This is a genomic window from Streptomyces sp. NPDC001822, assembly GCF_042892135.1.
GTDB lineage: Bacteria > Actinomycetota > Actinomycetes > Streptomycetales > Streptomycetaceae > Streptomyces.
The window spans coordinates 51516-75328 of record NZ_JBIATW010000005.1; the positions used below are offsets into that span (position 1 = coordinate 51516).

At 72.4% G+C, this 23813-nt stretch carries 21 protein-coding genes and 1 tRNA gene; 9 read left to right on the forward strand and 13 right to left on the reverse strand.

Annotated features, from left to right (window positions below; genetic code table 11):
- Positions 1-100 precede the first annotated feature (100 nt).
- Positions 101-757 carry a YceI family protein gene (locus ACFYY2_RS13565; RefSeq protein WP_388741450.1) on the forward strand — a complete coding sequence of 219 codons (657 nt, stop codon included), beginning with the start codon at positions 101-103 and terminating at the stop codon, positions 755-757.
- Positions 758-892: 135 nt separating this feature from the next.
- Positions 893-1015: a hypothetical protein gene (locus ACFYY2_RS13570; protein ID WP_388741453.1), complete on the forward strand. Its 123-nt coding sequence runs from the start codon at positions 893-895 to the stop codon at positions 1013-1015.
- Here the strand turns inward: ACFYY2_RS13570 and ACFYY2_RS13575 are convergent.
- The gene (locus tag ACFYY2_RS13575) at positions 1003-2322 is read right to left on the reverse strand and encodes a GntR family transcriptional regulator (protein ID WP_388741456.1); all 1320 of its coding nucleotides are present in this window, start codon (positions 2320-2322) and stop codon (positions 1003-1005) included. The two genes, ACFYY2_RS13570 and ACFYY2_RS13575, sit on opposite strands and share 13 nt — an antisense overlap.
- 47 nt (positions 2323-2369) lie before the next feature.
- Between ACFYY2_RS13575 and ACFYY2_RS13580 the strand changes: the two genes are divergently transcribed.
- On the forward strand, positions 2370-3764 hold the full coding sequence (locus ACFYY2_RS13580) for an MFS transporter (RefSeq protein WP_388741458.1): 1395 nt from the start codon (positions 2370-2372) through the stop codon (positions 3762-3764).
- On the opposite strand, the gene ACFYY2_RS13585 is transcribed toward ACFYY2_RS13580, so the two are convergent.
- Positions 3709-4578, reverse strand: a complete 870-nt coding sequence (locus tag ACFYY2_RS13585) for an NAD(P)H-binding protein (RefSeq protein WP_388741461.1) — start codon at positions 4576-4578, stop codon at positions 3709-3711. The two genes, ACFYY2_RS13580 and ACFYY2_RS13585, sit on opposite strands and share 56 nt — an antisense overlap.
- Entirely contained in the window at positions 4575-5003 is a 429-nt protein-coding gene (locus ACFYY2_RS13590) for a nuclear transport factor 2 family protein (protein ID WP_388741464.1), read from the reverse strand. The genes ACFYY2_RS13585 and ACFYY2_RS13590 overlap by 4 nt, the downstream gene beginning before the upstream one ends.
- A gap of 86 nt (positions 5004-5089) precedes the next feature.
- Between ACFYY2_RS13590 and ACFYY2_RS13595 the strand changes: the two genes are divergently transcribed.
- Entirely contained in the window at positions 5090-5674 is a 585-nt protein-coding gene (locus tag ACFYY2_RS13595; protein WP_388741466.1) for a TetR/AcrR family transcriptional regulator, read from the forward strand.
- 70 nt (positions 5675-5744) lie between these two features.
- Here the strand turns inward: ACFYY2_RS13595 and ACFYY2_RS13600 are convergent, their stop codons facing one another.
- Together ACFYY2_RS13600 and ACFYY2_RS13605 are read right to left on the reverse strand one after the other, a co-directional pair.
- Positions 5745-6764: an alpha/beta fold hydrolase gene (locus ACFYY2_RS13600; protein ID WP_388741469.1), complete on the reverse strand. Its 1020-nt coding sequence runs from the start codon at positions 6762-6764 to the stop codon at positions 5745-5747.
- 322 nt (positions 6765-7086) lie between these two features.
- Positions 7087-8607, reverse strand: a complete 1521-nt coding sequence (locus ACFYY2_RS13605; protein ID WP_388741471.1) for a hypothetical protein — start codon at positions 8605-8607, stop codon at positions 7087-7089.
- Positions 8608-9074: 467 nt separating this feature from the next.
- Here ACFYY2_RS13605 and ACFYY2_RS13610 point away from each other — a divergent pair, with 467 nt between their 5' ends.
- The gene (locus ACFYY2_RS13610) at positions 9075-9953 is read left to right on the forward strand and encodes a septum formation family protein (RefSeq protein ID WP_388741473.1); all 879 of its coding nucleotides are present in this window, start codon (positions 9075-9077) and stop codon (positions 9951-9953) included.
- Between the two features lie 109 nt (positions 9954-10062).
- Here the strand turns inward: ACFYY2_RS13610 and ACFYY2_RS13615 are convergent, their stop codons facing one another.
- On the reverse strand, positions 10063-10722 hold the full coding sequence (locus ACFYY2_RS13615) for a class I SAM-dependent methyltransferase (protein WP_388741476.1): 660 nt from the start codon (positions 10720-10722) through the stop codon (positions 10063-10065).
- Positions 10723-10867: 145 nt separating this feature from the next.
- Between ACFYY2_RS13615 and ACFYY2_RS13620 the strand changes: the two genes are divergently transcribed.
- Complete coding sequence (locus ACFYY2_RS13620; RefSeq protein ID WP_388741479.1) at positions 10868-11704, forward strand: N-formylglutamate amidohydrolase; 837 nt, start codon at positions 10868-10870, stop codon at positions 11702-11704.
- On the opposite strand, the gene ACFYY2_RS13625 is transcribed toward ACFYY2_RS13620, so the two are convergent.
- Positions 11673-12107, reverse strand: coding sequence for a VOC family protein (locus tag ACFYY2_RS13625; protein WP_388741482.1), 435 nt, complete (start codon positions 12105-12107; stop codon positions 11673-11675). The genes ACFYY2_RS13620 and ACFYY2_RS13625 overlap by 32 nt on opposite strands.
- Before the next feature lie 358 nt (positions 12108-12465).
- Here ACFYY2_RS13625 and ACFYY2_RS13630 point away from each other — a divergent pair, with 358 nt between their 5' ends.
- Positions 12466-14490, forward strand: a complete 2025-nt coding sequence (locus tag ACFYY2_RS13630; RefSeq protein ID WP_388741485.1) for an ATP-binding protein — start codon at positions 12466-12468, stop codon at positions 14488-14490.
- Entirely contained in the window at positions 14487-16022 is a 1536-nt protein-coding gene (locus tag ACFYY2_RS13635) for an ABC transporter substrate-binding protein (protein ID WP_388741487.1), read from the forward strand. The genes ACFYY2_RS13630 and ACFYY2_RS13635 overlap by 4 nt, the downstream gene beginning before the upstream one ends.
- A gap of 105 nt (positions 16023-16127) precedes the next feature.
- On the opposite strand, the gene rbsD is transcribed toward ACFYY2_RS13635, so the two are convergent.
- The 6 genes from rbsD to ACFYY2_RS13665 all read right to left on the reverse strand — a co-directional run bounded on the left by rbsD (position 16128) and on the right by ACFYY2_RS13665 (position 22277).
- Positions 16128-16517: a D-ribose pyranase gene (gene rbsD, locus ACFYY2_RS13640; RefSeq protein ID WP_388741490.1), complete on the reverse strand. Its 390-nt coding sequence runs from the start codon at positions 16515-16517 to the stop codon at positions 16128-16130.
- Complete coding sequence (locus ACFYY2_RS13645) at positions 16514-17443, reverse strand: ribokinase (RefSeq protein WP_388741492.1); 930 nt, start codon at positions 17441-17443, stop codon at positions 16514-16516. Before ACFYY2_RS13645 ends, rbsD begins: the two co-directional genes overlap by 4 nt.
- Before the next feature lie 20 nt (positions 17444-17463).
- The gene (locus ACFYY2_RS13650; RefSeq protein WP_388741494.1) at positions 17464-19428 is read right to left on the reverse strand and encodes a substrate-binding domain-containing protein; all 1965 of its coding nucleotides are present in this window, start codon (positions 19426-19428) and stop codon (positions 17464-17466) included.
- Positions 19418-20956 carry a sugar ABC transporter ATP-binding protein gene (locus ACFYY2_RS13655; RefSeq protein ID WP_388741497.1) on the reverse strand — a complete coding sequence of 513 codons (1539 nt, stop codon included), beginning with the start codon at positions 20954-20956 and terminating at the stop codon, positions 19418-19420. The genes ACFYY2_RS13650 and ACFYY2_RS13655 overlap by 11 nt, the downstream gene beginning before the upstream one ends.
- Entirely contained in the window at positions 20953-21969 is a 1017-nt protein-coding gene (locus ACFYY2_RS13660; RefSeq protein WP_388741500.1) for a LacI family DNA-binding transcriptional regulator, read from the reverse strand. Before ACFYY2_RS13660 ends, ACFYY2_RS13655 begins: the two co-directional genes overlap by 4 nt.
- A 220-nt stretch (positions 21970-22189) precedes the next feature.
- Positions 22190-22277, reverse strand: a tRNA-Leu gene (locus ACFYY2_RS13665).
- Between the two features lie 188 nt (positions 22278-22465).
- On the opposite strand from ACFYY2_RS13665, the gene ACFYY2_RS13670 reads away from it, so the two are divergent.
- A complete protein-coding gene (locus ACFYY2_RS13670; RefSeq protein WP_388741503.1) occupies positions 22466-23812 on the forward strand; it encodes a DUF2254 domain-containing protein in 1347 nt (448 codons plus the stop codon).
- The last annotated feature ends 1 nt before the right edge of the window (position 23813 follow it).

A 23813-nucleotide genomic window follows, 5' to 3' on the forward strand; every position in this document is an offset into this window, starting at 1 on the left:
CGACGCACGGGCATCACCTTGTGAAGGTTCGCTCTGCGATGTTCGGGTTCGCCGGGCGGGGCTTGCGAGCGCTTCTCGTACGCCGGTAACCAGGTCTGTCATGAACCTCTTCAGCCGTAGCTCCCTCCTCCGACGTCCGGAGACCCCCGTCCAGGGGCCGCCCGCCGGATCCGCGGCCGCCGGTGGGACCGTCCTGCCGGATCCCGCCCTCGCGGCGCTGACCGGAGAGTGGATGATCGACCCCGCGCACAGCAGGATCGGCTTCTCCGTGCGGCACGCCATGGTGACCACGGTCCGCGGCTCCTTTCCGGAGTACGAGAGCCGGCTCTACTTCGACGGCCGTGAACCCGCCAGGTCCAGCGCCCGGATATCGGTGGCCACGGCGAGTGTCGACACGGGTGTCGAGCAGCGCGACGCACATCTGACGGGCCGTGACTTTCTGGATTCCGGGCGGCACCCGCGGATGACCTTTGCCAGCAGCGACGTGCGGCTCATCGGCAAGGACGTCTACCGCATGACCGGCGACCTGACGATCAAGGGCACGACCCGCCCCGTGGTCCTGGACCTCACCTACATCGGCTACGTCACCGATCCGTTCGGCTACGAGCGCGTCGGCTTCGACGGGACCACGACCATCAACCGGTCCGACTGGGGTCTGACCTACAACGCCAGGCTCGCGGAAGGCGGCGCGATGGTCAGCGAGAGGCTCCGGCTGCAGTTCGACATAGCCGCCATCCGCACCCCCCTGTCCGCCTGAGCCCCTGTCCACCTGCCCCCTGACCCCCTGAACACCTGACCACCTCCGGGCGGCGGGGCCTCTCCCGGACCCCCGGGCTCCACGGACCCGCCGCCGCCCTGCCGAGGTGCCCAAACGGCGCCGCGTACGCTCCTCGTGCTCCTCGTGCTCCTCGTGCTCCTCGTGCTCCTCGTGCTCCTCGTGCTCCTCGTGCTCCTCGTGCTCCTCGTGCTCCTCGGCGGCGGGCTCGCGCCGCCGAGCCGCGGCTATCCGCCGTAGACCGCCTGTGACTCGGTGAGCGTGTCCACGAAGTCACGTGCGAACCCACCGGCCTCGGCAGGCGTCAGAGTCGCCGTCGTGACCCGGACCCCGGGCGGGGAGGCGATACGGAAGCGGGTGCCCGCCGCGATCCACCAGCCCCTGCTGCGCAGGCCGTTGACGACGGCGGACTCGTCCCGGACGGGTACCCAGACGTTCAGTCCGCTCCCGCCGTGGGACGCGATGCCGTGCTCCCCCAGCGCGGCGACGAGCGCTTCGCGGCGGGCGGTGTACGTGCTCGACGCCTCGGCCACCAGGCGCGTCACCGCCGGGTCGGTCAGCAGGTCCCCAACGGTCGCCTGGAGGATGTGGCTGACCCAGCCCGAGGTGAGCAGCATCCGCCCGTCGTGACGCGCGAGGGTCGCGGGGTCGCAGGCAAGGGCGGCCCAGCGCAGGTCGATGCCCAGGTGCTTGGACACGGTGCGCACCTGCGCCCAGCGGGCCGGGCCGCCGGCCGCGAGGGTCACCGCGGCGGCGCCGGAGATCTCCGCGTTGTGGTCGTCCTCCACGACCAGCACATCGGGGAAGTCCCGCAGCACCGACAGGAGTTCGTCCCGGCGCTCCAGGGTGAAGCGCGCGCCGAGCGGGCTCTGTCCGCGGGGGCTGCACACCACGGCACGGGCGCCCGCGCGCAGGGCGCCGCGCAGGGCCTCGGGGCGGATGCCGTCGTCGTCGACGGTGACCGGGAGCATGCGCAGCCCGAGGGCGGGGACCAGGTCCAGGAGGTGGTGGAAGCCCGGGTCCTCGACGGCCACCGCGTCGCCCGGCCGGAGTTCGGTGGTGAGCAGCCGGGCGATGCAGTCCAGTGCCCCGTGTGCGAAGGTCACCGACCCGCTGGGGACCCCGTCGCGCGCGAACCAGGCGCGGGCGGCGTCCTCCAGGGCGGGGAGTCTCGGGGCCGCGCGGTGCGATCCCGGTACGGGCTCGACGCGCCGAGGCGGCGACAGCACCGGAAGGCAGCCGGGGTCGGGATGACCTCCCGCCAGGTCACGCAAGCCGGACGGCACTCGGGGCGGCCGCCGCGAGGTGACGGCGGGGGCCGACGCGACCACCGTGCCGCCACGGCCGAGAGTGACCACGACGCCCCGCCCGCGAAGCTCCTTGTACGCCGCCGCGACCGTGCCGGCACCGACGCCCAGTTCTCCGGCGAGCCGCCGCACCGGAGGCAGCGAGGCGCCCGGCCGGAGCGTGCCGTCGGCGACTCTGCTCTCGACCGAGGCGGAAATCTCCCTGGCCGTTCCACCCGCGATCCCATATTGTTCTGCCACAGAGCAAAGTTTGTACCGATACAAAAAATTTGTCAAGGGGGACACAGATGGAACCGACGCCGAGCCGCGTCCCGGCAGTCCGGCGCTTCTCCGTGCCGGGCGGCCGCGACGGACGGCGGATGCTCGTGGTCGCCGTCATCGACAAGGTGGGTACGGGGCTGTGGAGCGGCGCCTCGACGCTCTACTTCCTCTACGTCGCCCACCTGTCGGTCTCCCAGATCGCTTTGCTCATGAGCCTGTCCGGGGTCCTCGGCATCGCCGGGCCTCCCCTCGCGGGACGGCTCGCGGACCGGTTCCCCGTCACCCGCATCCTCGTCGTCGCCCAACTGGCGCGCGGTGCGGCCCTGCTGGCACTCCTGACCACGGACGCGTACGGGCTGCTGGTGCTGTTCTCGGCGCTGGGCGCGCTTCCCGACCGCGCGTCGAGCGTCCTGACCAAGCTGTTCGCGGCACGTGTCGCCGGGCCGCAGCGCATCCGCTACCAGGCGATCCAGCGCACGGCGGTCAACATCGGCTGGGCCGTCGGCGCCACCGGCGCCGCGGGCGCGCTCACGGTGGGCACCACCACCGCCTACCAGGCGCTCCTGCTCGCCAACGTCGCGTCCTACCTCGTCATCGGCGTACTGACACTCCGGTGCGCGGAACCACCGGCCCCCAGCCGTGTCGTCGCCGAGTCCGGACTTCTCGCCGGACCGGCCGGCAGGGCGACGCCCTGGCGGGACCGCCGCTACCTCTCGTTCACCGCCACCGAGGTCTGGCTGTTCCTGGACGACAGCATCCTCCAGGTCGGGTTCCCCCTGTGGATCGTCCACGCGACCGAGGCCCCCGTCGGGCTGGCACCACTGGTACTCGTCCTCAACAGCCTGCTGGTCATCGCCCTCCAGGTGCCGCTGTCCCGCTTCGGAGAGGGCCGCGCGGCCGCCCGCCGCCTGCTCCTCCCGATCGGGGCGGCCTTCCTGACCGGCGGGGCGGCTCTGGCGGCGTCCGCCGCCGGAGGACCGTGGTTCGCGACGACCGCGGTCCTGGTCGCCGCCGCGGCCTTCTCGCTGGCCGAGATCCTGCACGCCCTCGCGTCCTGGGAGCTCTCCCTCGCCCTCGCACCCGGGGAGGCCCAGGGCGCCTACCTCGGTGTGCACGGACTGGCCCAGTCCGCGCAGCGCAGCCTGGGTCCCGTGGTCGTCGGCCTCGCGGTGAGCACAGGGGCTCTCGCGTGGCCGGTGCTGGGGGTCACGCTGGTGGGTGCCTGCCTGGCGCAGTACCGCCTGGTCCGCCCACGCACCGCGTCCGCACCGGTCGAGGTCCCGGCGACCGGCACGACCGGGACCGCGGCGACGGGCACGGCTCCGGCCGGATCGCCGGTCCCCGCGCGGACCACCGGCGCCCGCACTACGGGGAGGCGTGCCCCCGCCGCAGCGCCGCCTCCGCGTGGGCCCGGAACGTGATGGGCGGCCGGCCCGTCATCCGCTGAACGGTCTGCGTGACCCGGTCCTCGGCACCCTCGGCGATGGCCAGGTCCATGCGGGCCAGCACGTCGGCGAACTCGCGCGGCATCCCGCCGTCGGCCAGACGGTCGCGCATCTGCTCGTAAGTGAGCCGGCGGTGCGCCGCGGGCCGTCCCGTCACCTCGTGCAGGACGGCCGCGACCTCGTCGTAGCTGAGCGCCTCGGGCCCGGTGACAAGGAGATCGGTGCACGGGGCCACGGGGGCGGTGAGGGATCCGACGGCGACGGCCGCGATGTCCTCGGCGTCCACGAACGCGACCCGTCCGTCGCCGGTCGCGCTCGCCACGACGCCCTCCGCCCTGAGGCCGGCCGCGTGCGGATGCCGCCCGGTGAAGTTCTGCATGAACCAGGAGGGCCGGAGCACGGCCCACTCCTCGAACATCCCGCCGGCCAGGAGTTCGTGGACCTGCCCCGCCCCCGGTCCGCCGGCGGGGATGGCCGAGGAGCTCAGGAGCACCACGCGGCGCACCCCGGCGGCGCGGGCCCGTTCCAGGAAGGGCAGCACGACCTCCACGGGACGCGGGTCGCCGACGGGGGGCACGAGATAGGCGCGGTCGGCGCCGTGCAGCGCGGGGCCGTGGGTGTCCGCGTCGTACCAGTCGAAGCGGACGTCCCGCGCGCCTGTCTTCCGTCCGGGCGTACGGGTGGCCGCGGTGACCGCGTGTCCCTGTTCGGCGATTCGGCGGGCAACGCGGCTGCCAGTGGTGCCCGTTGCCCCGGTGACCAGCACGCGGTCGCGCGCGTCCCCGCTCATGCGGCATCGAAGAACACGGCGTCGGAGAGGTCGCCGGGGATCGCGAGCGGGTTCCAGTAGTCGCGGTAGTGGGTGATCCGTCCGCCGTCGACCGTGACCACGGCGACGTAGGGCATCTCGTACGGGTCCCCGGTGGCCACGATCCGGCCCACTCCGCGCCACTCGGCGATGACGGTGCCCGGGTCGCGCAGTTCGTGGATGCGCAGCCCCACGACCTCGCGCAGGTCGATGGCGTCGGGATAACCGCGCATGTACGCGGCGACGGCTCCCTTCCCCTCCAGCTTCGCCGGGAAGCCCGCCGGGGCGTACGGGAACTCGAAGACCGCGTCGTCGGCGATCAGAGCGATCCAGCCGTCGATGTCCTTGTCGAGCAGAAGCCCCAGACTGCGGCGGTACAGCTCCGCCGGGTCATGTGTGTCACTCATCCGACTCACCCCTAGGATATGGACTGCAAGTCCGTTTACCCTGGAAACCATACGGACCGACAGTCCGTTTATCAACTGGAGGGGTCATGCCCGAGCGCAAGGAGCGCGCCGACGCCGTACGGAACCGCGAAGCCGTACTCGCAGCAGCCGACGCCCTCTTCGCCCGGAGCGACAGCCCCCGCGGGGTGTCCATGGACGACGTCGCGGCTGCTGCGGGAGTGGGCAAGGGCACCCTCTTCCGCCGGTTCGGCGACCGCACCGGTCTCATCCAGGCCCTGTACGAAGCCCGCGTCCAGCCCCTGCGCGAGGCGGTCGAGTCGGGTCCCGCCCCGCTCGGACCCTCGGCACCGCCCCGGGAACGGGTGGCCGCCCTCCTCGACGCCGTCCTGCGCTTCAAGCTCGACAACCGCCACCTCGCCCTGGCCCTGGAGGAGGCCGGTACGGGCAGCCCCTACGCCGCCGGGCACTACACGTGGTGGCACCGCACACTGCGGGAAGCTCTCCGGCAGATCCCCACGGCCCCGGCCGGTGACTTCACCGCGCACGCGCTCCTGGCCGCGACCCGCGCCGATCTGGTGGAACACCTGGCCGGCGAGCAGCACATGACGGCGGACCGGATGAGGGCGGATCTCGCGGCCTACGTGGCCGAGGTGCTGGGCGGGCGGGGCTGACGGCCCGGCCCCGGCAGCGATCGGACCGGAGCTCGCCACCGAAGGGATACGGCCCCGGCGCGGGCCGGTCTCAGGTGGCGCTGCGCTCGCTCGCCTCCTTGAGGTTCCGTCCCACCGCGCGTTCGAACGCGGGGTCCGGTGCGCCGTCCTCGGTGCCCGGGCGGCCGGCGCGGAGGAGTTCCCGCCAGCGTTCCGGGCTCCAGTCGGCCGGGGCGGTGGTTCTCATGAAGTCCTCGACCAGGTCCCGGAAGCGGACGGGGTCGCTGTGGAAGGGGAAGTGGCCCGCGCCCTCGAAGATCTCGAGGCGGCTTCCCGGCATCGCCGCATGGGCCCCGCGGGCGTGGTGGACGGGTACGACGCTGTCGCGAGACCCCCACAGCAGCAGGGTCGGCATGCCCTCGGCGAGATAGCAGCGGTCCAGCATCGTGACCGCCTGCCCCCGCCAGTCCACCACCGCGCGCAGTGTGCTGATGAAGGCGCTGCGCGAGGTGCCGTCGGGAAGCGCGTCCACGAGGTCGATCAGCTCGGCGGCGTCCTGGCCGAGGTCGGTGTCGAGGAGCTTCATGAGCCGCGTGAAGAGGCCGACCTGCCGTCGCATACCGGGCAGGCGCAGTGCCGAGAGCAACAGGTCGGCCCCGGGAAGCGACACGGCCCTCAGGGCCGGGTTCACCTCGCGCCCCACTCCGCCCGCGCTCACCAGGATCAGGCGGTCGGTCCGCTCGGGGTACTGGTAGGCGAACTGCATCGCCACACCGCCGCCCAGCGAATGGCCGACGAGGGTCGCGCGCTCGACGCCGAGGACGCCCAGCAGGTCTCTGATGCCGTTGGCGTAGGCGGCCACCGAGTAGTCCGCGCGGGGCTTGTCGGAGGCTCCGTGACCGAGGAGGTCCGGGGCGATCACGGTGTGCCGCCGGGCCAGCTCGGGGATCACCTCCGCCCACGTCGCGGAGGAGTCGCCGATGCCGTGGATGAGCAGGATGACGGGGCCCTCCCCCGCGATCCGGTACGCACGGCGGTAGCCGTGGATGACCCGGTGGGACAGCCCCACGCTGTGATCGGCCTGTCGTCCGCGCGCTGGTGCGCCGGCCACGGCACCGCCTCCGTCCGCTGTTCCGACGATTCCCGAGCGAGGGTAGGAAGCTCCCGCGCCGGGCGGATTACGGGGACGTTTCAGGCGGCACCCGGACGGGGCCCGGGGTGGCCATCCACCGTCCGGGCATTCGTAACACGCGCGCGGCGGTCACAGCCGCCGACGCGCCCTATGACCACCGCGGCACACCCGACACGTGCAACTTCCCTTCACCGGGCGCGCTTTCGCCGCTCAACCCTCCCCGCCCGGGCGTGGCCCGCACACGGCCTGCCGTGCCTTCACGCCGGCCGTCCCGTCCGGACGGCCCGGCCGGCGGGCTCGGTCACCTGCTCCGGTCCGCCGCCTCCGGTGCGACCACGGGCAGCACGTACCCCCGGTAGGCCGCTCCGCCGCTGCCGCGTGGCAGGGGAACGCCCCGCCGGCCGGCCGCCCACGGCGGCGGGGCCTCGCCGGGAGCCACGAGGACCGCCGTCGGTACGTGCCGCGCGGTCCTCCGGAGCGCGGCCGGGGTCGTGCTCGCGTCGTGGCCCGCCGTCTGCCGGGACGCGCACCCCGCGTAATAGGCGATCGGCACCGCGTCGGCCCCGCTGACCACGCACGGCGGCTTCACACCCGAGCGGTTCAGCGCTCCGGCCATCGCGGTGAACCGCGCGGTCGTGGCGTGGCTGACGCGGACCACGTGGCTCACGACGAGGATCTGCGCGGTGAGGTGGGCCGCCAGGACCAGTGTCAGGAGGGCGAGACCGGCCGGCCGGCGGGCGTGCCAGGCGCGCGCGAAGAGGTGGACCAGGCACTCGGCCAGCGGCACGGACAGCAGCGCGTAGGCGGGGAGGAGGAAGCGGGGAGCGGCGTATCCGACGAGGAAGAGGTAGGGGACCGCCACGGACAGTCCTGTCACCGCCGCGAGGAGCGCCACGGTGCCACGACCGGACCGCCGGGCCGCCACGACACCGCCGACGACGAGCACGGGAAGGACCGTCAGCCACAGTGCCGTGCCCGGGCTGTCCCATCCGATGTCGCACGGGCGGCACAGTGTGCGTCCGGCCAGTGCCCGCAGATGGTCGTCCACGGCCATGTTCCAGCCGAGGCCGCCCTGGATCTCACCGGCCCGGTGGAGCCGCGCACCGAGACCCCCGTACCGCGCGTACGCCTCGGCTGTCCACGGGGCGCACCCGGCGACCAGCCCGGCCACGAGCGCGGCGCACATGCCGGGACGGCGCCTCCCGGGGACCACGACGACGGCGAGGACCAGCGGCAGCGCCAGCCAGAAGCCGTCCGCGGGCCGCATGAGGGCGACGAGTGCCACCGCGGCTCCCGCGCCCACCGCCTCCCTGCGGCCCGTACCGTCGCGCGCCGGCCTGGCGGCCCAGCCGGCCGCTGCCAGGGCCCCGAGGGCACACCAGGGGTTGGGCATGGCCGCCGAGCCGTAGAACAGGGTCGGCCACAGCCCGGCGAAGAACGCCCCCGCACAGACGAGGACCGGCGTGGGCAGCACCTTGCGCCAGACGTACAGGGCACCGACCAGCGCACCCGCGGACAGCAGGGCGAGATAGATGCGCAGCACGGCGGTGGACGAGGTCAGTGCGGCGACCGGAGCGACGAGGTAGGAGATCCCCCGGGCGCGGGGTGCGCTGAAGAACGCGGGTGGAGCGTTGCCCCCGGCCTGGCTCACATAGACGGTCTCGTCCCAGCCGAGACCCGAACCCGGCACGACGACGGCGAGTTGCAGGACGAGGAAGGCCAGTCCCAGGGCCGTGAGCCAGGGCAGCGGACCGCCGGGCCGGTCGCGCGCCGCGGTGACGGCCGGCTCCGGTGCCGCCGCTCGCACCCGGGTCTCATGCATGGCTCTCCTCGCCGGGCCGAAGATCCGCGGAGGTGACGGTCGGTCAGCCGTCCGTCCGCGCGGGGCCGGGCTCGATCGCACCCGCCGTGTCCCGTCCCGGGACCGCCCGCCACTGGTCAACGAGGGGAACCGCGGCGGGACACGGACGGACGACCGTACGCCGCGGGCGCACCGGATCTCCTTCCGGAGCGAGCGGAGGGGCTGACGGAAAAGGCATCAGCGGCTGCGAACACCGCCACCAGGCGTTCGGCCCCCCTGCCGCGAGACCGTGCAGGTGGACCGCCCGGCGCAGGCACCGAGGGAGCCGGTGTGCAGGACGGCGCGCACCGTGTTCCACCGGACCCCTCGGCCGGGCCGCTCGATGCGGGGCCATCGGCACGTGAACCAACCGTGAACAGAGACATCACACTTATGCCATACGATGCGCACACCTGTTCACATCCCTTCCGTTTGAGGATGCCCCAGCCATGCTTTTCGGTGTCACGTCCCGCTCCGTACGCGGTATATCGACCGTTGTCGCCCTTCTCGCGGTGGGAGCGGTGGGCTGCTCCGACGCCATCGACAGCGCGAAGGCCGGCGCCAAGACCGCACTGCGGCAGCGTTCCGTCTTCTCCCTCACTCAGGGCGACTGTTACAACCCCAACAGCGAGGCAACGGGGAGCGAGGAGTTCGCCGTCGAGATCGTCCCGTGCAAGGAGCCGCACAAGGGGCAGGTCGTGGGCGAGTTCTCGATCGACGGCATCACGGAGTACCCGGGTGAGGAGGGTGCGTCGAAGATCGCCGACGAGCGCTGCCCGGTGGAGTCCCGGAAGTTCGTCTCCGACACCTGGGCGGTTCCGGCCGGCGTCGACCTCTTCTACTACTACCCGACGCCCCAGAGCTGGCGGACCGGCGACCGCGCGGTGAGCTGCGCCTACACCAAGGAGTTGGGCGACTTCACCGGCTCGCTGGAGAGCAAGTCCCTGGCCGCCGACCAGCTCGCCTACCTCAACGGCTCGAACGCGGTCTACGAGGCCCTGTGGGCGAACCAGCCCGAGGCCAAGATGATCGAGGACGACCTGGCCGCCTACAAGAAGCAGGCCAAGGCCGTCGCCACCGCGCTCGACGGCCATCTCAGGACGATGAAGGACATCCAGCAGCCGGAGACCGTCAAGCTCCGCACGAAGCTGGAGGAGACGGCCGACGCCTGGCACGACGCCGCCGAGGCCAAGGACACGGACGCCTTCTACATCGCGTACGACGTCGCCTTCACCGGCATCGACCCGGGCAAGACGGTCGGCGCCCGCAAGGAACTGAAGCTGGCCACCACGGTGCCGGCCGACGACGCGGACGTCTGGGCCGACTGAGGCCGGGTCGCACAGGGGCCGCGGACGGACGGGGGCGGGTGGTGCGTGCGCCCGGTCCGCCCGGCCCGGCGGGCACACGCACCGCCCGTTCCCCGGGCGGCCCCGCCCGTCAGGCCCGACCGGGCTTCCGCGCGAAGAACGTGGCATGGGACCTCGTGGCCCCCTCGGCGGGTTCCTCCACCAGCCGGGCGGTGACGACGAGCCCGGCTCCCCGCAGAAGCTCGGCGATGCGATCGGGCGATGACAGGTAGGACTCGTAGGACACCGGGTGACCGCCGTACGCCTGCGTCGGGCGCAGGTGTTCTCCCGCCCCCACGTGACCGGCCAGCATCAGGTGCCCGCCGGGGGCGAGCGTGCGGTGGAACTCACCGAAGACCGTCGGCAGTTGGTCCGGCGGTGTGTGGTGGGTGGAGTAGAAGGCGAGGATGCCGCCGAGCACCTCGCCGTCGATCGCCAGCGCGGTCATGGAACCGACGGCGAAATCGAGGTCCGGGTGAGTGCGCCGGGCCAGTCCGACCATCTCCGGGGAGAGATCGACACCGAAGGCGGGCACCCCGCGCCCGGCCAGGTAGGCCGTCACCCTGCCCGGTCCGCATCCCAGGTCGGCCACGGCCCCGAGACCGGTGGACAGTACCGTCTCGGCGAAGGCGTTCAGCATCCCGCGCGACAGGGGATCCAGTTCCTCCGGGGGCTTGACCTTGAGGAAGTAGTCGGCGGCGACGGTGTCGTAGGACTTCCGGACCGCGTCGAGGTAAGAGAGTTCGGGCACACGACGACTGTAGGGGGACCACCGCGACACCACCGCACGGGTGAGCGAATCCGGGACCGCACGGCCGCAGTCCGCGCGGTCCCAGGCCGACCCGCGTAGCCTTTCCCCTCCCGTCGCCACCCACCGCACACCGGAGGACCGGTCCTTGAGCCCAGAGCCGCAGCCGTACCGACTGACAGCCGGTGCCGCCGAGTCGCCGGTGCTGCTGCACGTCCCGCACTCCTCCCGGGCCGTCCCGGCGGACGTACGCGAGGGCATCTCGCTCGACGACCGGGCGCTGGAGGCGGAGCTCGACCACATCACGGACTCCCACACCGCCGAACTGACGGAACTGGCCTCCCGTGCCTGCGCGGTGGCCCCCTGGACCTTCGCGAACGGCCTGTCACGGCTCGTCGTCGACCCCGAGCGCTTCCCGGACGATCGGGAGGAGATGCTGGCCGTCGGCATGGGCGCGGTCTACACGCACACCACTCACCGCGAGCGCCTGCGTCCTCCGGAACACCGTCCGCAGCCGCTGCTGGACCGCTTCTTCCACCCGTATGCGGAGGCGATGACCGCAGCGGTGGACGCTCGGCTGGCCGCCACGGGCCGTGCGGTCGTCATCGACGTCCATTCGTATCCGACCGCCGCGCTCCCCTACGAGCTCCACGGCGGCGGGCCGCGCCCACCGGTCTGTCTGGGCACCGACGGCTTCCACACCCCGCCCGGGCTCCTGGCCCGGGCGGAAGCGGCGTTCGCCGGATTCGGCGGTACGTGCCTCAACAGCCCCTTCCCCGGTACGTACGTCCCGCTGAAGCACTACGGGACGGACCACCGGGTCGGCGCACTGATGATCGAGATCCGCCGCGACCTGTACATGTCCGAGCCCGGCGGACCCGCGGGCCCCGGTCTCGGCGCGCTGGCCGCGGCACTGGCGGAACTGGTGGACTCGCTGACTGTGCGGGGCGAGGTCAGCGGGGCCGGGCGTAGGGCCTGGTCATGATCTCCATGTTGTGGCCGTCCGGGTCCTCGAAGTAGGCCCCTCGGCCGCCGAAGAGGCGATTGATCCGCCCGGGTTCGGTGTGCCCCGGATCGGCGTAGTGGGTGACTCCGAGCGCGTGCAGGCGCGCGATCATTCCGTCGAACTCCGCGTCGGGCACGAGGAACGCGTAGTGCTGCGGCTGCACCGGTGCGTCCCGCAGCTCGTAGTAGTCGAGGGTCACGCCGTTTCCGAGGTCGACGGGCAGGAAGGGCCCGAACGGCGCGCCGACCTCCAGGCCCAGCACGGCGGCGATGAACTCGGCCGACAGGCTGCGGTTTCCGGCGTACACCGCCGTGTGGTTCAACTGGACGACCGTGGTGCCCTGATCGGTGGCGGGCGGGGTGTGGTGCTGTGCGGGGGTCATGTCGGATACGTCTCCGTGTCGTGGATTCCGCTGGGACGGGGGCGCCCCGCAGGGCGCTCCGGAATGCACGACAGGCCGGCGGGGCACGGGCCCGCCACGCGCTCACGCAGGGGCCGGGCGCTTCTCTCGTACGTGGCCCATGGCCGACCCGGCAGTCACGGACGTGATCCTAGCGTGTGCCGCTCCGCCCGCGCCCGCTCTCCGCGGTGCCCGCGGGGCGCGCGAGGGGCGCACTGGAGGCTCACCAGGGGCGCCTGCGGCGAGATCCCCTCCGGCGGGATCATCTGTGAATACCCTTGTGGGGCAGGTGAGTTACGGCGTTCCGACGGAGCGCCGTCCGGTCGGCGGGGGGAGCTGGATGGCCGACGGCAGAGCCGGCAGATCAGAGCGTGACGTCGCGGTGCGCAGACGCGTGGCCGAGACCCTGAGCAGGCAGCAGGGGCCACTGCGTCCGATACCCGCCCTGATGCTGCTGGGCACGCGCGGGAGCGGGAAGACCGCGCTCACCGGTCATCTGCGCGAGTGGGCGCGGCGTGTACCGCTGGCGAGCATCGATCTGGAACCCGTCGGCGAGCGCGGTGGCACACCCATCGACGTGCTGATCGAGATGGCGTTCCAGCTCAGTGCCCGCCACGACGGCATCCCCCGGCTGGGTTTCCCTGCGCTGGGGGCACTCCTCGCCGCCGTGGGCACGGCGGTCGACGCGGGCAGCCGGGAGCGGGCGGTCCGCGACATGGCCGAGGCGCTGAGGGCGGGACGGGCGCGGGAGCACTCGTACCAGGAACTGCAGGGGATCGTCGACGGTGTCGCCCAGCTCGCCGGGTTCGGGCTGCCCGGCTGGAGTTCCGTCGTCATGCCCCTCGTCCAGGGCGGGATGCGCATGCGGCTGGGCCTGCGGCTGCGCAGGAGGTTCGCCGAGACGTCCGCCGCGGGGCCGGGGCGGGGCGGGACGGCCGACTTCCTCGTCGGTGTGAACCGGCTGTACCACGGCTATCCCGCCCAGCGCGCGGAGGCCGAACGCGTGCTGCTGGACTCCTTCCTGGCCGACCTGCGCGGCGCGTACGCCTCCGGCCGGGCGGACCGGCTGCGGACCACGCACTGCCTCGCGCTGCTGGACAACGCGGACTCCCCGGTCGGCGAGGCGTTCCTGACGCTCCTGCTGGAGTCGCGCGAGCGCTCGGGCCGCCCCGACCCCCTCCTCGTCGTGACGACCGCGCGCCGGCGTCCCGAGACGCTGGTCCGCGCGGAGACCGGCAGCGGCCACCGCCCCGACTACCGCGAGAGCTGGCCGCGGCAGTCCCATTTCCGCCCGCTGTCGGCGGGACCGCTCGTGGTGGCCGGTCAGCTGCGCGACCTGAGCCGGCGCGAGGTGGAGGCGCATGCCGCCGCCACCCTGGACGGGCTGCCCGCGGGTTCGGTGCTGCCGCGGACGGACAACGCCGTGCAGTGGCTGGGATGGATCGTGTACGAGGTCACCCGGGGGCACCCCGCGGGGACGGCCGAGGTGCTCGACGGTCTGCGCCGCATGCCGGCCGACATGCCGTGGGACGCGCGCATGCACCAGTGCCTGGCCCCTCTCGACGGCAGTGTCGAGCCGGTGCCCGCGGTGTCCGCGGGCCCGCGGCTGCTCGAACTCCTCCTGCGCGACTGCTCGGCGCAGCTGGCCCGGCTGATGCCGCGGGCGGCCGCGGGGGTCACCCTCGGCAGGGCGGAGACCTGCGAGTCCCTGTGGGAGGGACAGGAGCCGGTGCTCCGGGAGTTCGTCGGCTACTGCGCGGACGACCTGCGCACCGTGCCCGAGCCCGACGACGGGCTCCCCGCCCTGCACCGGCTCACCCGCTTCCTGCTGCTGCGCCGCCTCGACGGCGCTCCGGAGACCGGCGGGCCCGGCTCGTGGACGGGCGCGCACCGGGCCCTGCGTGCGGCGGCGGTCACGCGGGGGGACCTGCGCGCCGTCGCGTATCACGACCTGGCGCTGGACGACCTGGGCTCGGCCGTGGGCTATCTGCGGGACCGCTTCGACGAGGTGGGCGCCGACGCGTGGTGCGCCGATCTGGCCTGGCTGCAGCGTGCCCCGTGCCGCTGGGACGGCGCCCTGCCGGAGCCGGCCCGCGACCGGTACGAGCGGCTGGTCGGCGTCGCCGGGGGCGATGCCCCCCGGCGCGCCATCACCCGGCTGCTGGCGGCCGGCTGGATCACCCCGCATCCACGGCCGGAGGGGGCCGCGCAGCCGTACGGCGATCCGCTCGGCGATCCGTACGCGGAGCTGTATCCGGACATCGTCGAGGAGTTCCTGACGCTCCGCCGGCCGATAGGCGACGAGCACGACCGCCATGTGCTGCTGCGCATGGCGCAACGCTACGAAAGGAAGCCGTGGTGGTGAGCTCCGACGACGGCACGTTCGTCCCCCCGCGTCCGCCCCGGCGCAAGGCACCGTGGATCGTCGCGGGTGCGGTGGTCCTCACGGCGGCGGTGTGGGGCGGTGCGGAGGCCTACCGGGCCTGGCAGCACGAGAAGGCGGAATGCGCTCCGGGCATCCTCAGGAAGGGGGACCGGGAGGAGTGCATCGGCGTGAGCGACGGCTCCTTCGCCTTCGACCCCTCGCTGAAGGAGGTCATGGGCAGGATCGAGGCGGAGAACGAGCGTGTCGGGAAGTCCGGCAAGCAGTTCGTCTCCGTGGCGTACATCGAGCCGCTGACGACGGTGAAGGGCGAGGAGGAGGCGAAGTACGGGCTGCGGGGGGAGCTGATGGGCGCCTATCTCGCCCAGCGCGAGCTGAACGACCCGGACCTCGGTGCGGGACGGGGTGACCTCCCGCAGGTGCGCCTGCTCGTCGGCAACCTGGGCCTGCGTTCGGAGCAGTGGCGGACCCTCACCGCCGATCTCGTGGCGATGTCGAAGGACGACAACCACCTCGTCGCCGTCGCGGGCTTCGGCCAGAGCCGGGGCGGCACCAAGAACGCCGTCGACGCACTGCGCGAGGCGGGCATCCCCATGATGGGTGCGACGGTCACCGCCGACAGCCTGTCGGACGCGGCCCGCCCGGGGTTCTTCCGGACCTCCGCACCCAACCGTGACCAGGCGGCCGCAGCGGTCAACTACCTGAGGGCGCGGCAGAAGAAGGATCCCGGATTCGAGGTCGCCGTCATACGGGACCGCAACGAGGACGACATCTACAACACGTCGATGGCCACCGCCTTCGCGACGGCGGCGGCCGAGCGGGGCCTGGAGACCGAGGGGACCCCGCTGGAGTTCCTGTCAGGGGTGGACGGCGTCTCCAACGCCTTCTCCTCCGTCGCGGACAAGGTGTGCGACCTCCGTCCCGACGCGGTGTTCTTCGCCGGCCGGGGCGTCAACATCCGTAACTTCATCTACTCCATGTCCGCCCCCGACCGCCGGTGTCCGGTCACGCTGATCACGGGTGACGACGCGGTCGGCGCCTACTACGGCTCGCTGGAGAGCGAGGCGCGGCGGGAGAAGTTCCGCACGGAGTGGACCGACAGCAGAGTGACCGTCCTCTACTCCTCGCTCGCCCACCCGGCCCTCGCGGGCCGCCTCTACGCCGGGGCGAACAACCCGCTGCCGGACTTCCTGGGGCTGTACAGGACGGAGTTCGGCGGAGCGCCCGACGAGACGATGCAGGTGCTCCAGGACGGCCAGGTGATCATGGGGCACGACGCGGTATGGACCCTGGGCGTCGCGATCCGGAACGCCGCGGGACCGGACGGCGGGGGTCAGGTCAACACGGGTGCGACGCTGCAGATGCTGCTCCAGCTCAGCGGGCGCGCCTCGGTGTCCGGACTCAGCGGCCCGATCTCCTTCGCCCCGGACGGAAATCCCGACGGCAAACCGATGGCGCTGGTGCGCATGGAGCCGTCGGGCGTGTACACGTTCCGCGAGGTGCTGAGGCCGTAGGGCCGGGTCGACCGCGCGCGGTCGGGCTACGACGCGCGCGAGCCCGCGCACACCCGTCGCGGGTGAGCGCGGGCTCGCCCCGCGGCAGGTGGTGCGGTCAGGCGGTCAGAAGAACACGCCGCAGCGCAGCAGCACGTTGGCGTACGGCCGCGCCTCGCCCGTGCGTACCACCAGGCGGGCGGAGGCGCTGAGTTCCTTCAGGCGCTCGTGGGAGACGTGGGTGAGCCCGGGGAGCCGGGCGGCCAGCAGGCCGGCCGCCTCCGGGTTCGCCGCGGCCGTCTCCTCGGCCGCGACGGCCCCCTCCACCACCAGTTCCGCCAGCAGTCCGTCCAGGACCTCGGCGAAGGCCGGGACGCCCGCCCGGAAGGCGAGGTCGACGACCCGGGGACCGTCCGGGATGGGCATGCCCACGTCGCATATCAGGACGCCGTCGCCGTGGCCGAGTTCGGCCAGGGCTCCCGCGAGGTGGCGGTTGAGGATGCCTGTCTTCTTCACAGTGCCGCGACTTCTTCCGAGGTGGGGAAGGACGCCTGTGCGCCCTCCCTGGTGACAGCCGCGGCGCCCACCCGTACGGCGAACCCTGCGGCCCTGGTGAGTTCCTCGCCCAGGCCCAGGCGCCAGGCCAGGGCCGCGGTGAAGGCGTCGCCCGCGCCGGTGGTGTCCACCGCGTGGACCTTGGGGCTCGGGACGCGTACCGCCTCACCGGTGCGGGTGTCGGAGACCAGGGCGCCTCCCGCGCCCAGGGTGATGACGACGGAGCGCGGGCCGAGGGCGGTCAGCCCCCGTGCCCAGGACTCCGGGGTGTCGCCGGCGCCCTCCCCGAGGATGAACCGTGCCTCGTGCTCGTTGACCACCAGCGGGTCGCAGGCGGCCAGCACCTCGTCGGGCAGCGGCGCGGGCGGGGACGGGTTGAGGACCAGGCGCGTGTCCGGGCCCAGTGCCCGCGCCGTCTCGGCGACGGTGTCCAGCGGGATCTCCAGTTGTACGGAGACGACGCGGGCCGCCGCGAACAGCGGGCCCGACGCCCTGATGTCCTCGGGGGTCAGCCGGGCGTTGGCGCCCGGGGAGACGACGATGCTGTTGTCGCCCGAGGGGTCGACGGTGATCAGGGCGACCCCGGTGGCCGCCCCGCCGACGAGGACCCCGCCCGTGTCGACGCCCGCCTCCTGCTGCGACGCGCGCAGCAGCCGTCCGTGGGCGTCGTCGCCGACCCGGGCCAGGAGCGCCGTGCGGGCTCCCAGTCGGGCGGCGGCGACGGCCTGGTTGGCACCCTTGCCGCCGGGGTGGACGACGAGGTCGGAGCCGAGCACCGTCTCCCCGGGGCCGGGCCGGCGGTCGACGCCGACGACGAGGTCGGCGTTGGCCGAGCCGACGACCAGGAGGTCGTACCGGGAGGGTGCGGGGTCCTCGTTGACGTACATCTGGTTCGTGCCTTCCTTGATCAGGAGAAGTCGGCGACGTTCTGCCGGGTGACGACCTTGACCGGAACCATCACCGTGCCGGCGACCTTCTTGCCGTCGGCAGCGCGGACGGCGTTCTGCACGGCGATCTTGCCCAGTTCCTTGGGCTGCTGGGCGACGGACGCGTACAGCGTGCCCGTGCTCACCGCCTTGAGGCCGTCCGGCGTCCCGTCGAAGCCGATGACCGCGACGGACTTCCCGGCCTTGCTGCCGAGTGCCTTGGCCGCACCGAGCGCCATCTCGTCGTTCTCGGCGAAGACACCGGTGATCCCGGGGTGGGCCTGGAGCACGTTGGTCATGACGTCCAGACCCTTGGTCCGGTCGAAGTCGGCCGGCTGCTTGGCCACGATCTTGATGCCGGGGTAGGCCTTGATGCCTTCGGCGAAGCCCGCGCCGCGCTCACGGCTGGCGGAGGTGCCGGCCGTGCCCTGCAGGACGGCGATGCTCCCCTTGCCGCCGAGCTTCTCGGCGAGCGTCTTCGCAGCGAGCTTGCCGCCCGCCACGTTGTCGGACGCGACGAGGGTCGCGGTCTTGGCCTTGTTGACGCCGCGGTCGGCGGCGACCACCGGAATGCCGTCCTTGTTGGCGCTGCGGACGCTGGGGCCCACCGCGTCGGAGTCCACCGGGTTGACGATGATGGAGTCCAGGCCGGAGCTGGTGAAGTTCTCCAGCTGGTTGGCCTGCTGCGAGGCGTCGTTCTGGGCGTCGGTGACGGTCAGGTCGACGCCGGCCTTCTTGGCCTCCTGCTGGGCGCCCTGCTTCATCTGGACGAAGAAGGGGTTGTTCAGGGTGGAGAGCGAGACGCCGATCTTCTTGGTGCTTCCGGAGGAACCGGAGTGGAAGAACGACACCGCCGCGACGACGGCGGCCACGACGACCACCGCGATGCCGAGCTCCATCGTCTTCTTGCGTTTCGACCCCGGTGATCCGGCCGCGGCGGACGAGCCGCCGGCGGACGGAGCGCCCGAGCCGGCCTTGCGGCGCAGGGTGTCCAGCAGCACCGCGAGGGCGATGACGACACCGATGACGACCTGCTGCCAGAAGGCGGACACGGAGAGCAGGTTGAGGCCGTTGCGCAGGACGGCGAGGATCAGCGCACCGATCAGGGTGCCGGACGCCTTGCCGACGCCGCCCGCGAGGCTGGCGCCGCCGATGACGACCGCGGCGATCGCGTCGAGTTCGTAACCCTGCGCCGCCTGGGGCTGCGCGGAGGTCAGGCGGGAGGCGAGGACGATGCCCGCCACGGCGGCGAAGAGGCCGGCCAGGGCGTAGATCGCCAGCTTCTGCTTCTTGACGCGCAGTCCGGAGAGGCGTGCGGCCTCCTCGTTGCCGCCGATGGCGTACATGGAGCGGCCGATGTAGGTGCGGCCCAGGATGAGCGCCGTGACCAGGCCGGCCGCGATCATCACGAGGACCGGGACGGGCAGCCACCCGCCGAGGGTGTCGCCCAGGTGCGAGATGGAGCTGGGGAAGGCGATGGGGCTGCCCTGGGAGATGACCAGGGACAGACCGCGGGCGACCGAGAGCATGGCCAGCGTCGCGATGAACGACGGCAGTTTGCCGTAGGCGACGAGGGCGCCGCTGATGAGCCCGCAGACCAGACCGGTCGCGATGGCGAATATGACCGCGAGCCAGACGGGGACGCCTGCCGATGTGGCCGACCAGGCGAGCACGGTCGCGGACAGTGCGGCGACCGATCCGACGGAGAGGTCGATGCCGGCGGAGACGATGACGAAGGTGACACCGAACGCGAGGATCGCGGTCACGGCGGCCTGCACACCGACGTTCAGCAGGTTCTGGGTGGTAAGGAAGTCGCCCGACAGCAGCGACAGCGCCACCACGAGGACGATCAGGGCGCTGAGGGCGCCGTTCTCGAGCAGGAGGCGGCGGAGGGTGTTCCCGGCGCCGCCGGCGCCCTTGGTGCTCGGATGCGTGTCAGTGGCCACGGGGGCTCTCCTCTGCCTTCTCGGTGGGTGCGGTTGTGGGTGCGGCGCTGACGGCGAGTGCCATCACGGCGTCCTGGGTGGCTTCTTGTGCGGGGAGCTCCCCGGCGATGCGGCCCTGGGCCATGACGATGACCCGGTCGCTCATGCCGAGGACCTCGGGGAGGTCGCTGGAGATCATCAGGACGGCGTGTCCCGAGGCCGTGAGCTCGTTGACGAGCTGGTAGATCTCGACCTTGGCCCCGACGTCGATGCCCCGGGTGGGCTCGTCGAGGATCAGGACCCGGGTGTCGGCGAGGAGCCACTTCCCGATGACGACCTTCTGCTGGTTGCCTCCGGAGAGGGTCCGGACGTGCTGGCCGAGGCCGGCCATCCGTACCCCGAGCTGCTCGGCGATGCGGGCGGCGGCGGCGCGCTGCCCCTTGACGTCGACGATTCCGGAACGGGTCGCCGAGCGCAGGGTGACCAGGCCGAGGTTCTCCTGTACGGAGGCGTCGAGCACGAGCCCCTGGCCCTTGCGGTCCTCGGGGACGAGCCCTATGCCGGCTCCCATGGCCGCGGTCACGTCGTGCTTGCCGAGCCGCTGCCCGGCGACGTCGACCGTGCCGGAGTCGTAGGTGTCGGCGCCGAACACGGCGCGGGCGACCTCGGTGCGGCCCGCTCCGACCAGTCCGGCGAGGCCGACAACCTCACCGGCCCGGACGTCGAAGGTGATGTCGTGGAACACGCCGTCGCGGGTGAGCCCCCGGACGGAGAGCAGGGCCTCGCCCGTCTCGGGCCGCTCGCGCGGGTACTGCTGGTCGATGCTGCGGCCGACCATCAGCTGGACGAGTTCCTCCTCGGGTGTGGAAGCGGGCACCTGGTCGACGCTGCGGCCGTCGCGGAGGACGGTGACGCGGTCGCCGAGGGCGGCGATCTCTTCCAGGTGGTGGGTGATGAAGACGATCCCGACACCGTCCGTACGCAGTTGCCGCACGATCGCGAACAGCTTGTCGACCTCCTCGGAGGTCAGCACGGCCGTCGGCTCGTCCATGATCAGGACGCGGGCGTCCAGGCTGAGCGCCTTGGCGATCTCGACCATCTGCAGCCGGGCGATGCCCAGTTCGCGGACCTTGACCCGCGGGGAGACGTGCAGGCCCACGCGGCGCAGGAGCACCTCCGCGTCGGCCTCCATGCGCGCGCGGTCGATCATGCCGAGGCGGCGCGGCTGGCGGCCCAGGAAGATGTTCTCGGCGACCGTGAGATCGGGGACCAGGTTGAACTCCTGGTAGATCGTCGCGATGCCGAGCTTCTCGGCGTCCTGTGCGCCGTGGATGCGAACTTCCTGGCCACCGGCGAAGATCCGGCCGCTGTCCGGGCGGTAGGCGCCGGAGAGCATCTTGATGAGGGTGCTCTTGCCGGCACCGTTCTCACCGAGAAGGACGTGCACTTCGCCGCTGCGGAGGTCGAAATCGACACGGTCCAGGGCGACTACACCGGGGAAGGTCTTGCGTACGCCTTCGATGCGCAGCAACTCGACCGATTCACTCACTCGTTGCTCCCGGGACTCGGGGTGCGCTCGCCGCAGGAGCTGCGTACGACGAGGCGGGCGGGCAGGGTGACGGACTGCGGGGGGCGGCCCTCGACGATGTCGACGAGCGCGCGGACGGCGGCGCGGCCGAGGTCGCCCGTGGGCTGGGCGATCGCGGTGATCGGCGGACCGGTGTGGACGAACCACGGGATGTCGTCGAACGCCGCGATCCCGATGTCCTCCGGGACGCGCAGACCGCGGGCGCGGATGGCGTCCAGGGCGCCGAGCGCCATCAGGTTGTCGGCGGCGAAGACGATCTCGGGCGGTTCGGGGAGGGACAGGAAGTGCTCGGTGACGCGCCGGCCGCTGTCGGCCTGGAAGTCGCCCTGCCCGATGTAGGCGTCGGGCAGCGCGAGTCCGTGGGCCCGCATGGCCTCCCCGAAGGCCTCGACACGTTCGTTGCCCGTGGTGGTGGCCGCCGGGCCGGCGATGATGGCGAGCCTGCGGTGGCCGAGCGCGTGCAGGTGCGCCACCAGGTCCTGGATGGCGAGGTGCCCGTCGGCGCGGACGACCGGCACGTCGACCCCCGGCATCCAGCGGTCCACGAAGACCATCGGGGTACCGGTGCGTGCGACGTCCAGCAGCAGGGGGGACTCGCCGTCCGCCGGCGAGACCAGGAGTCCGTCGATCCTGCGGTCCAGGAGCGTGCGGACGTGGTGGTCCTGCTGGGCGGGCCGCTCGTCGGCGTTGCCGATGATGACGCTGTACCCGAGCGCGCGGGCCTCCTCCTCCACGGAGCGGGCCAGGGCGGTGAAGTACGGGTTCAGTACGTCACTGATGACGAGGCCGAGGGTGCGCGTCTGGTCGGTGCGCAGCGATCGGGCCACGGCGTTGGGCCGGTAGCCGAGCGCGTCGACGGCGGCGAGGACGCGTCTGCGTGCGTCCGGGCTGACGGAAGGATGGCTGTTGAGGACGCGGGAGACCGTGGCGACAGACACTCCCGCCTGGGCCGCGACATCCTTGATGCTCGCCATTTCCGGACCACCTCCTTGTGGTTTCCGAGAGCATCGAGACCAACGGAACCAGCCGTGGAATCGATTACAAAGTTGATTGGAATCGATTACATGGCTGAAAACAAGTACCTGGAGGTCGAATGTGACCCAAACAACACCCGGCGGGAGGGGCGCTCCACCCCGCGGCCGCCCCCGCTCGCGGGGGAACGCGAAAGGACCCCAGATCAACTGGGGTCCTCACTGGTGTCCGAGGGGGGACTTGAACCCCCACGCCCGATAAAGGGCACTAGCACCTCAAGCTAGCGCGTCTGCCATTCCGCCACCCGGACAAGGTGTCTGCCGCTCCGGGGTTTCCCCCCGGCGACAAGGAAAACAATACCAGGGGTTCGGGGTGCCTCTCACCTGCGTTTTAGGTGGTCAGTGCGGTGACGGCGCACCCGCACGCACACGACGCCACCCCGCGCACTCTCCGTGGCGTGCCACGCGCTCACCGTCACCCCGGGCTACCTTCGCGGGCATGAACGGCAAGAGCAGCCCGAGGGGCGAGAGCGGCCGGGGCAAGCACGTCCACCGTCCGCCGCGCGCGCTGACCTCGCTGCGCGAGCGACTGCGCGACAGCTTCTGGTTCGCGCCCGCGGCAGGACTCGTGGTGGCCTTCTGCCTGTGGTGGGGCCTGGCCGAGCTGGACAACGCGATCGTCGCGCACCTGAAGAAGGAACGGGCCTACGAGGAGCTCGGGGACCTCCTCTCCTTCGCCCTGGACGCGCGGACCGTCGTCACCACCGTCAGCGCGGCGATGATGACCTTCATCGGCGTGGTCTTCAGCATCTCGCTGGTGGCCGTGCAGATGGCGAGCGGGCAGATGACCCCCCGCCTGGTGCGGATCTTCGTGCGGAGCAGGATCAGCAAGCTCACGCTGACGGTGTTCCTGGCCACCTTCGCGTTCTCGCTGCTCGTCCTGACCTCGTACGAGGGCGGGACCGACCCCGACCCCCGGCGCGTGACGTCGGTGCCCCTCCTCCAGAGCCTGCTGACCCTGGGTCTGGTGGGCCTGAGCCTGCTGCTGTTCGTGGCCTACGTCTCCGCGACCCTGCGGCTGATGCAGGTCGGACCGGTCCTCGACCACATCGCACGCGAGTCCCTCCACGCGCTGGCGCGGCATTCCGGCGGGCCCGGGACCCCGCTTTCACTGGGGCCGGCCACCGGGCACGTGACGCACCGCGGCCGGGCCGGCGTGCTGCGCGAGGTGCACGTCGCACGGCTCGTGCGGACCGCGGAGCGCCATGAGACCGTGCTGCGGCTCCTGCCGCGCACCGGGGACTTCGTGGTGCCCGGGACGCCGGTCCTGTCCGTGCACGGCGGGTCCGCTCCGGCGTCGCGGGCTTTCGGGCGCTGCCTGTTCGTCGGCGTCGACCGGGCCCTGTACCAGGACCCGGCCTTCGGCCTCCGGCAGTTGTCCGACATCGCACTGCGTGCGCTGTCGCCGGCGGTCAACGATCCGACGACCGCCGTGCAGTGCGTGGACCGGATCGTGCAGTTCCTCTCGGCGGCCGTGGACCTGCCCCTGGGCCCGCTGCTCCACCGGGACCGGCGGGGCGCGGTGCGGCTGGTCCAGGACGTACCCGGGTGGACCGATCTCGTGGATCTGGCGTTCGAGGAGATCCGCTGGTGCGCCGTCGGGAGTCCGCAGGTCACACGGCGGCTGCTGGCTGCCTTCGACGATCTGCTGCTGCTGGCGCCGGAGGGGCGGCGGACAGCGCTTCTCAGGCACCGTGCGCTCCTGGTGCAGGCCGTGGAGCGCACGGTGCCCGAGGCCGCCGACCGGGCGTTCGCGCTGAGCCCGGACCGGCAGGGCATCCGCTGAG

Coding starts and splice junctions, on each gene's coding strand:
- ACFYY2_RS13625 (WP_388741482.1), bottom strand. CDS start 12,107: ATGACCCCCGCACAGCACCACACCCCGCCCGCCACCGATCAGGGCACC.
- ACFYY2_RS13660 (WP_388741500.1), bottom strand. CDS start 21,969: ATGGCGAGCATCAAGGATGTCGCGGCCCAGGCGGGAGTGTCTGTCGCC.
- ACFYY2_RS13630 (WP_388741485.1), top strand. CDS start 12,466: ATGGCCGACGGCAGAGCCGGCAGATCAGAGCGTGACGTCGCGGTGCGC.
- ACFYY2_RS13645 (WP_388741492.1), bottom strand. CDS start 17,443: ATGTACGTCAACGAGGACCCCGCACCCTCCCGGTACGACCTCCTGGTC.
- ACFYY2_RS13595 (WP_388741466.1), top strand. CDS start 5,090: ATGCCCGAGCGCAAGGAGCGCGCCGACGCCGTACGGAACCGCGAAGCC.
- ACFYY2_RS13605 (WP_388741471.1), bottom strand. CDS start 8,607: ATGCATGAGACCCGGGTGCGAGCGGCGGCACCGGAGCCGGCCGTCACC.
- ACFYY2_RS13565 (WP_388741450.1), top strand. CDS start 101: ATGAACCTCTTCAGCCGTAGCTCCCTCCTCCGACGTCCGGAGACCCCC.
- ACFYY2_RS13580 (WP_388741458.1), top strand. CDS start 2,370: ATGGAACCGACGCCGAGCCGCGTCCCGGCAGTCCGGCGCTTCTCCGTG.
- ACFYY2_RS13590 (WP_388741464.1), bottom strand. CDS start 5,003: ATGAGTGACACACATGACCCGGCGGAGCTGTACCGCCGCAGTCTGGGG.
- ACFYY2_RS13610 (WP_388741473.1), top strand. CDS start 9,075: ATGCTTTTCGGTGTCACGTCCCGCTCCGTACGCGGTATATCGACCGTT.
- ACFYY2_RS13670 (WP_388741503.1), top strand. CDS start 22,466: ATGAACGGCAAGAGCAGCCCGAGGGGCGAGAGCGGCCGGGGCAAGCAC.
- ACFYY2_RS13585 (WP_388741461.1), bottom strand. CDS start 4,578: ATGAGCGGGGACGCGCGCGACCGCGTGCTGGTCACCGGGGCAACGGGC.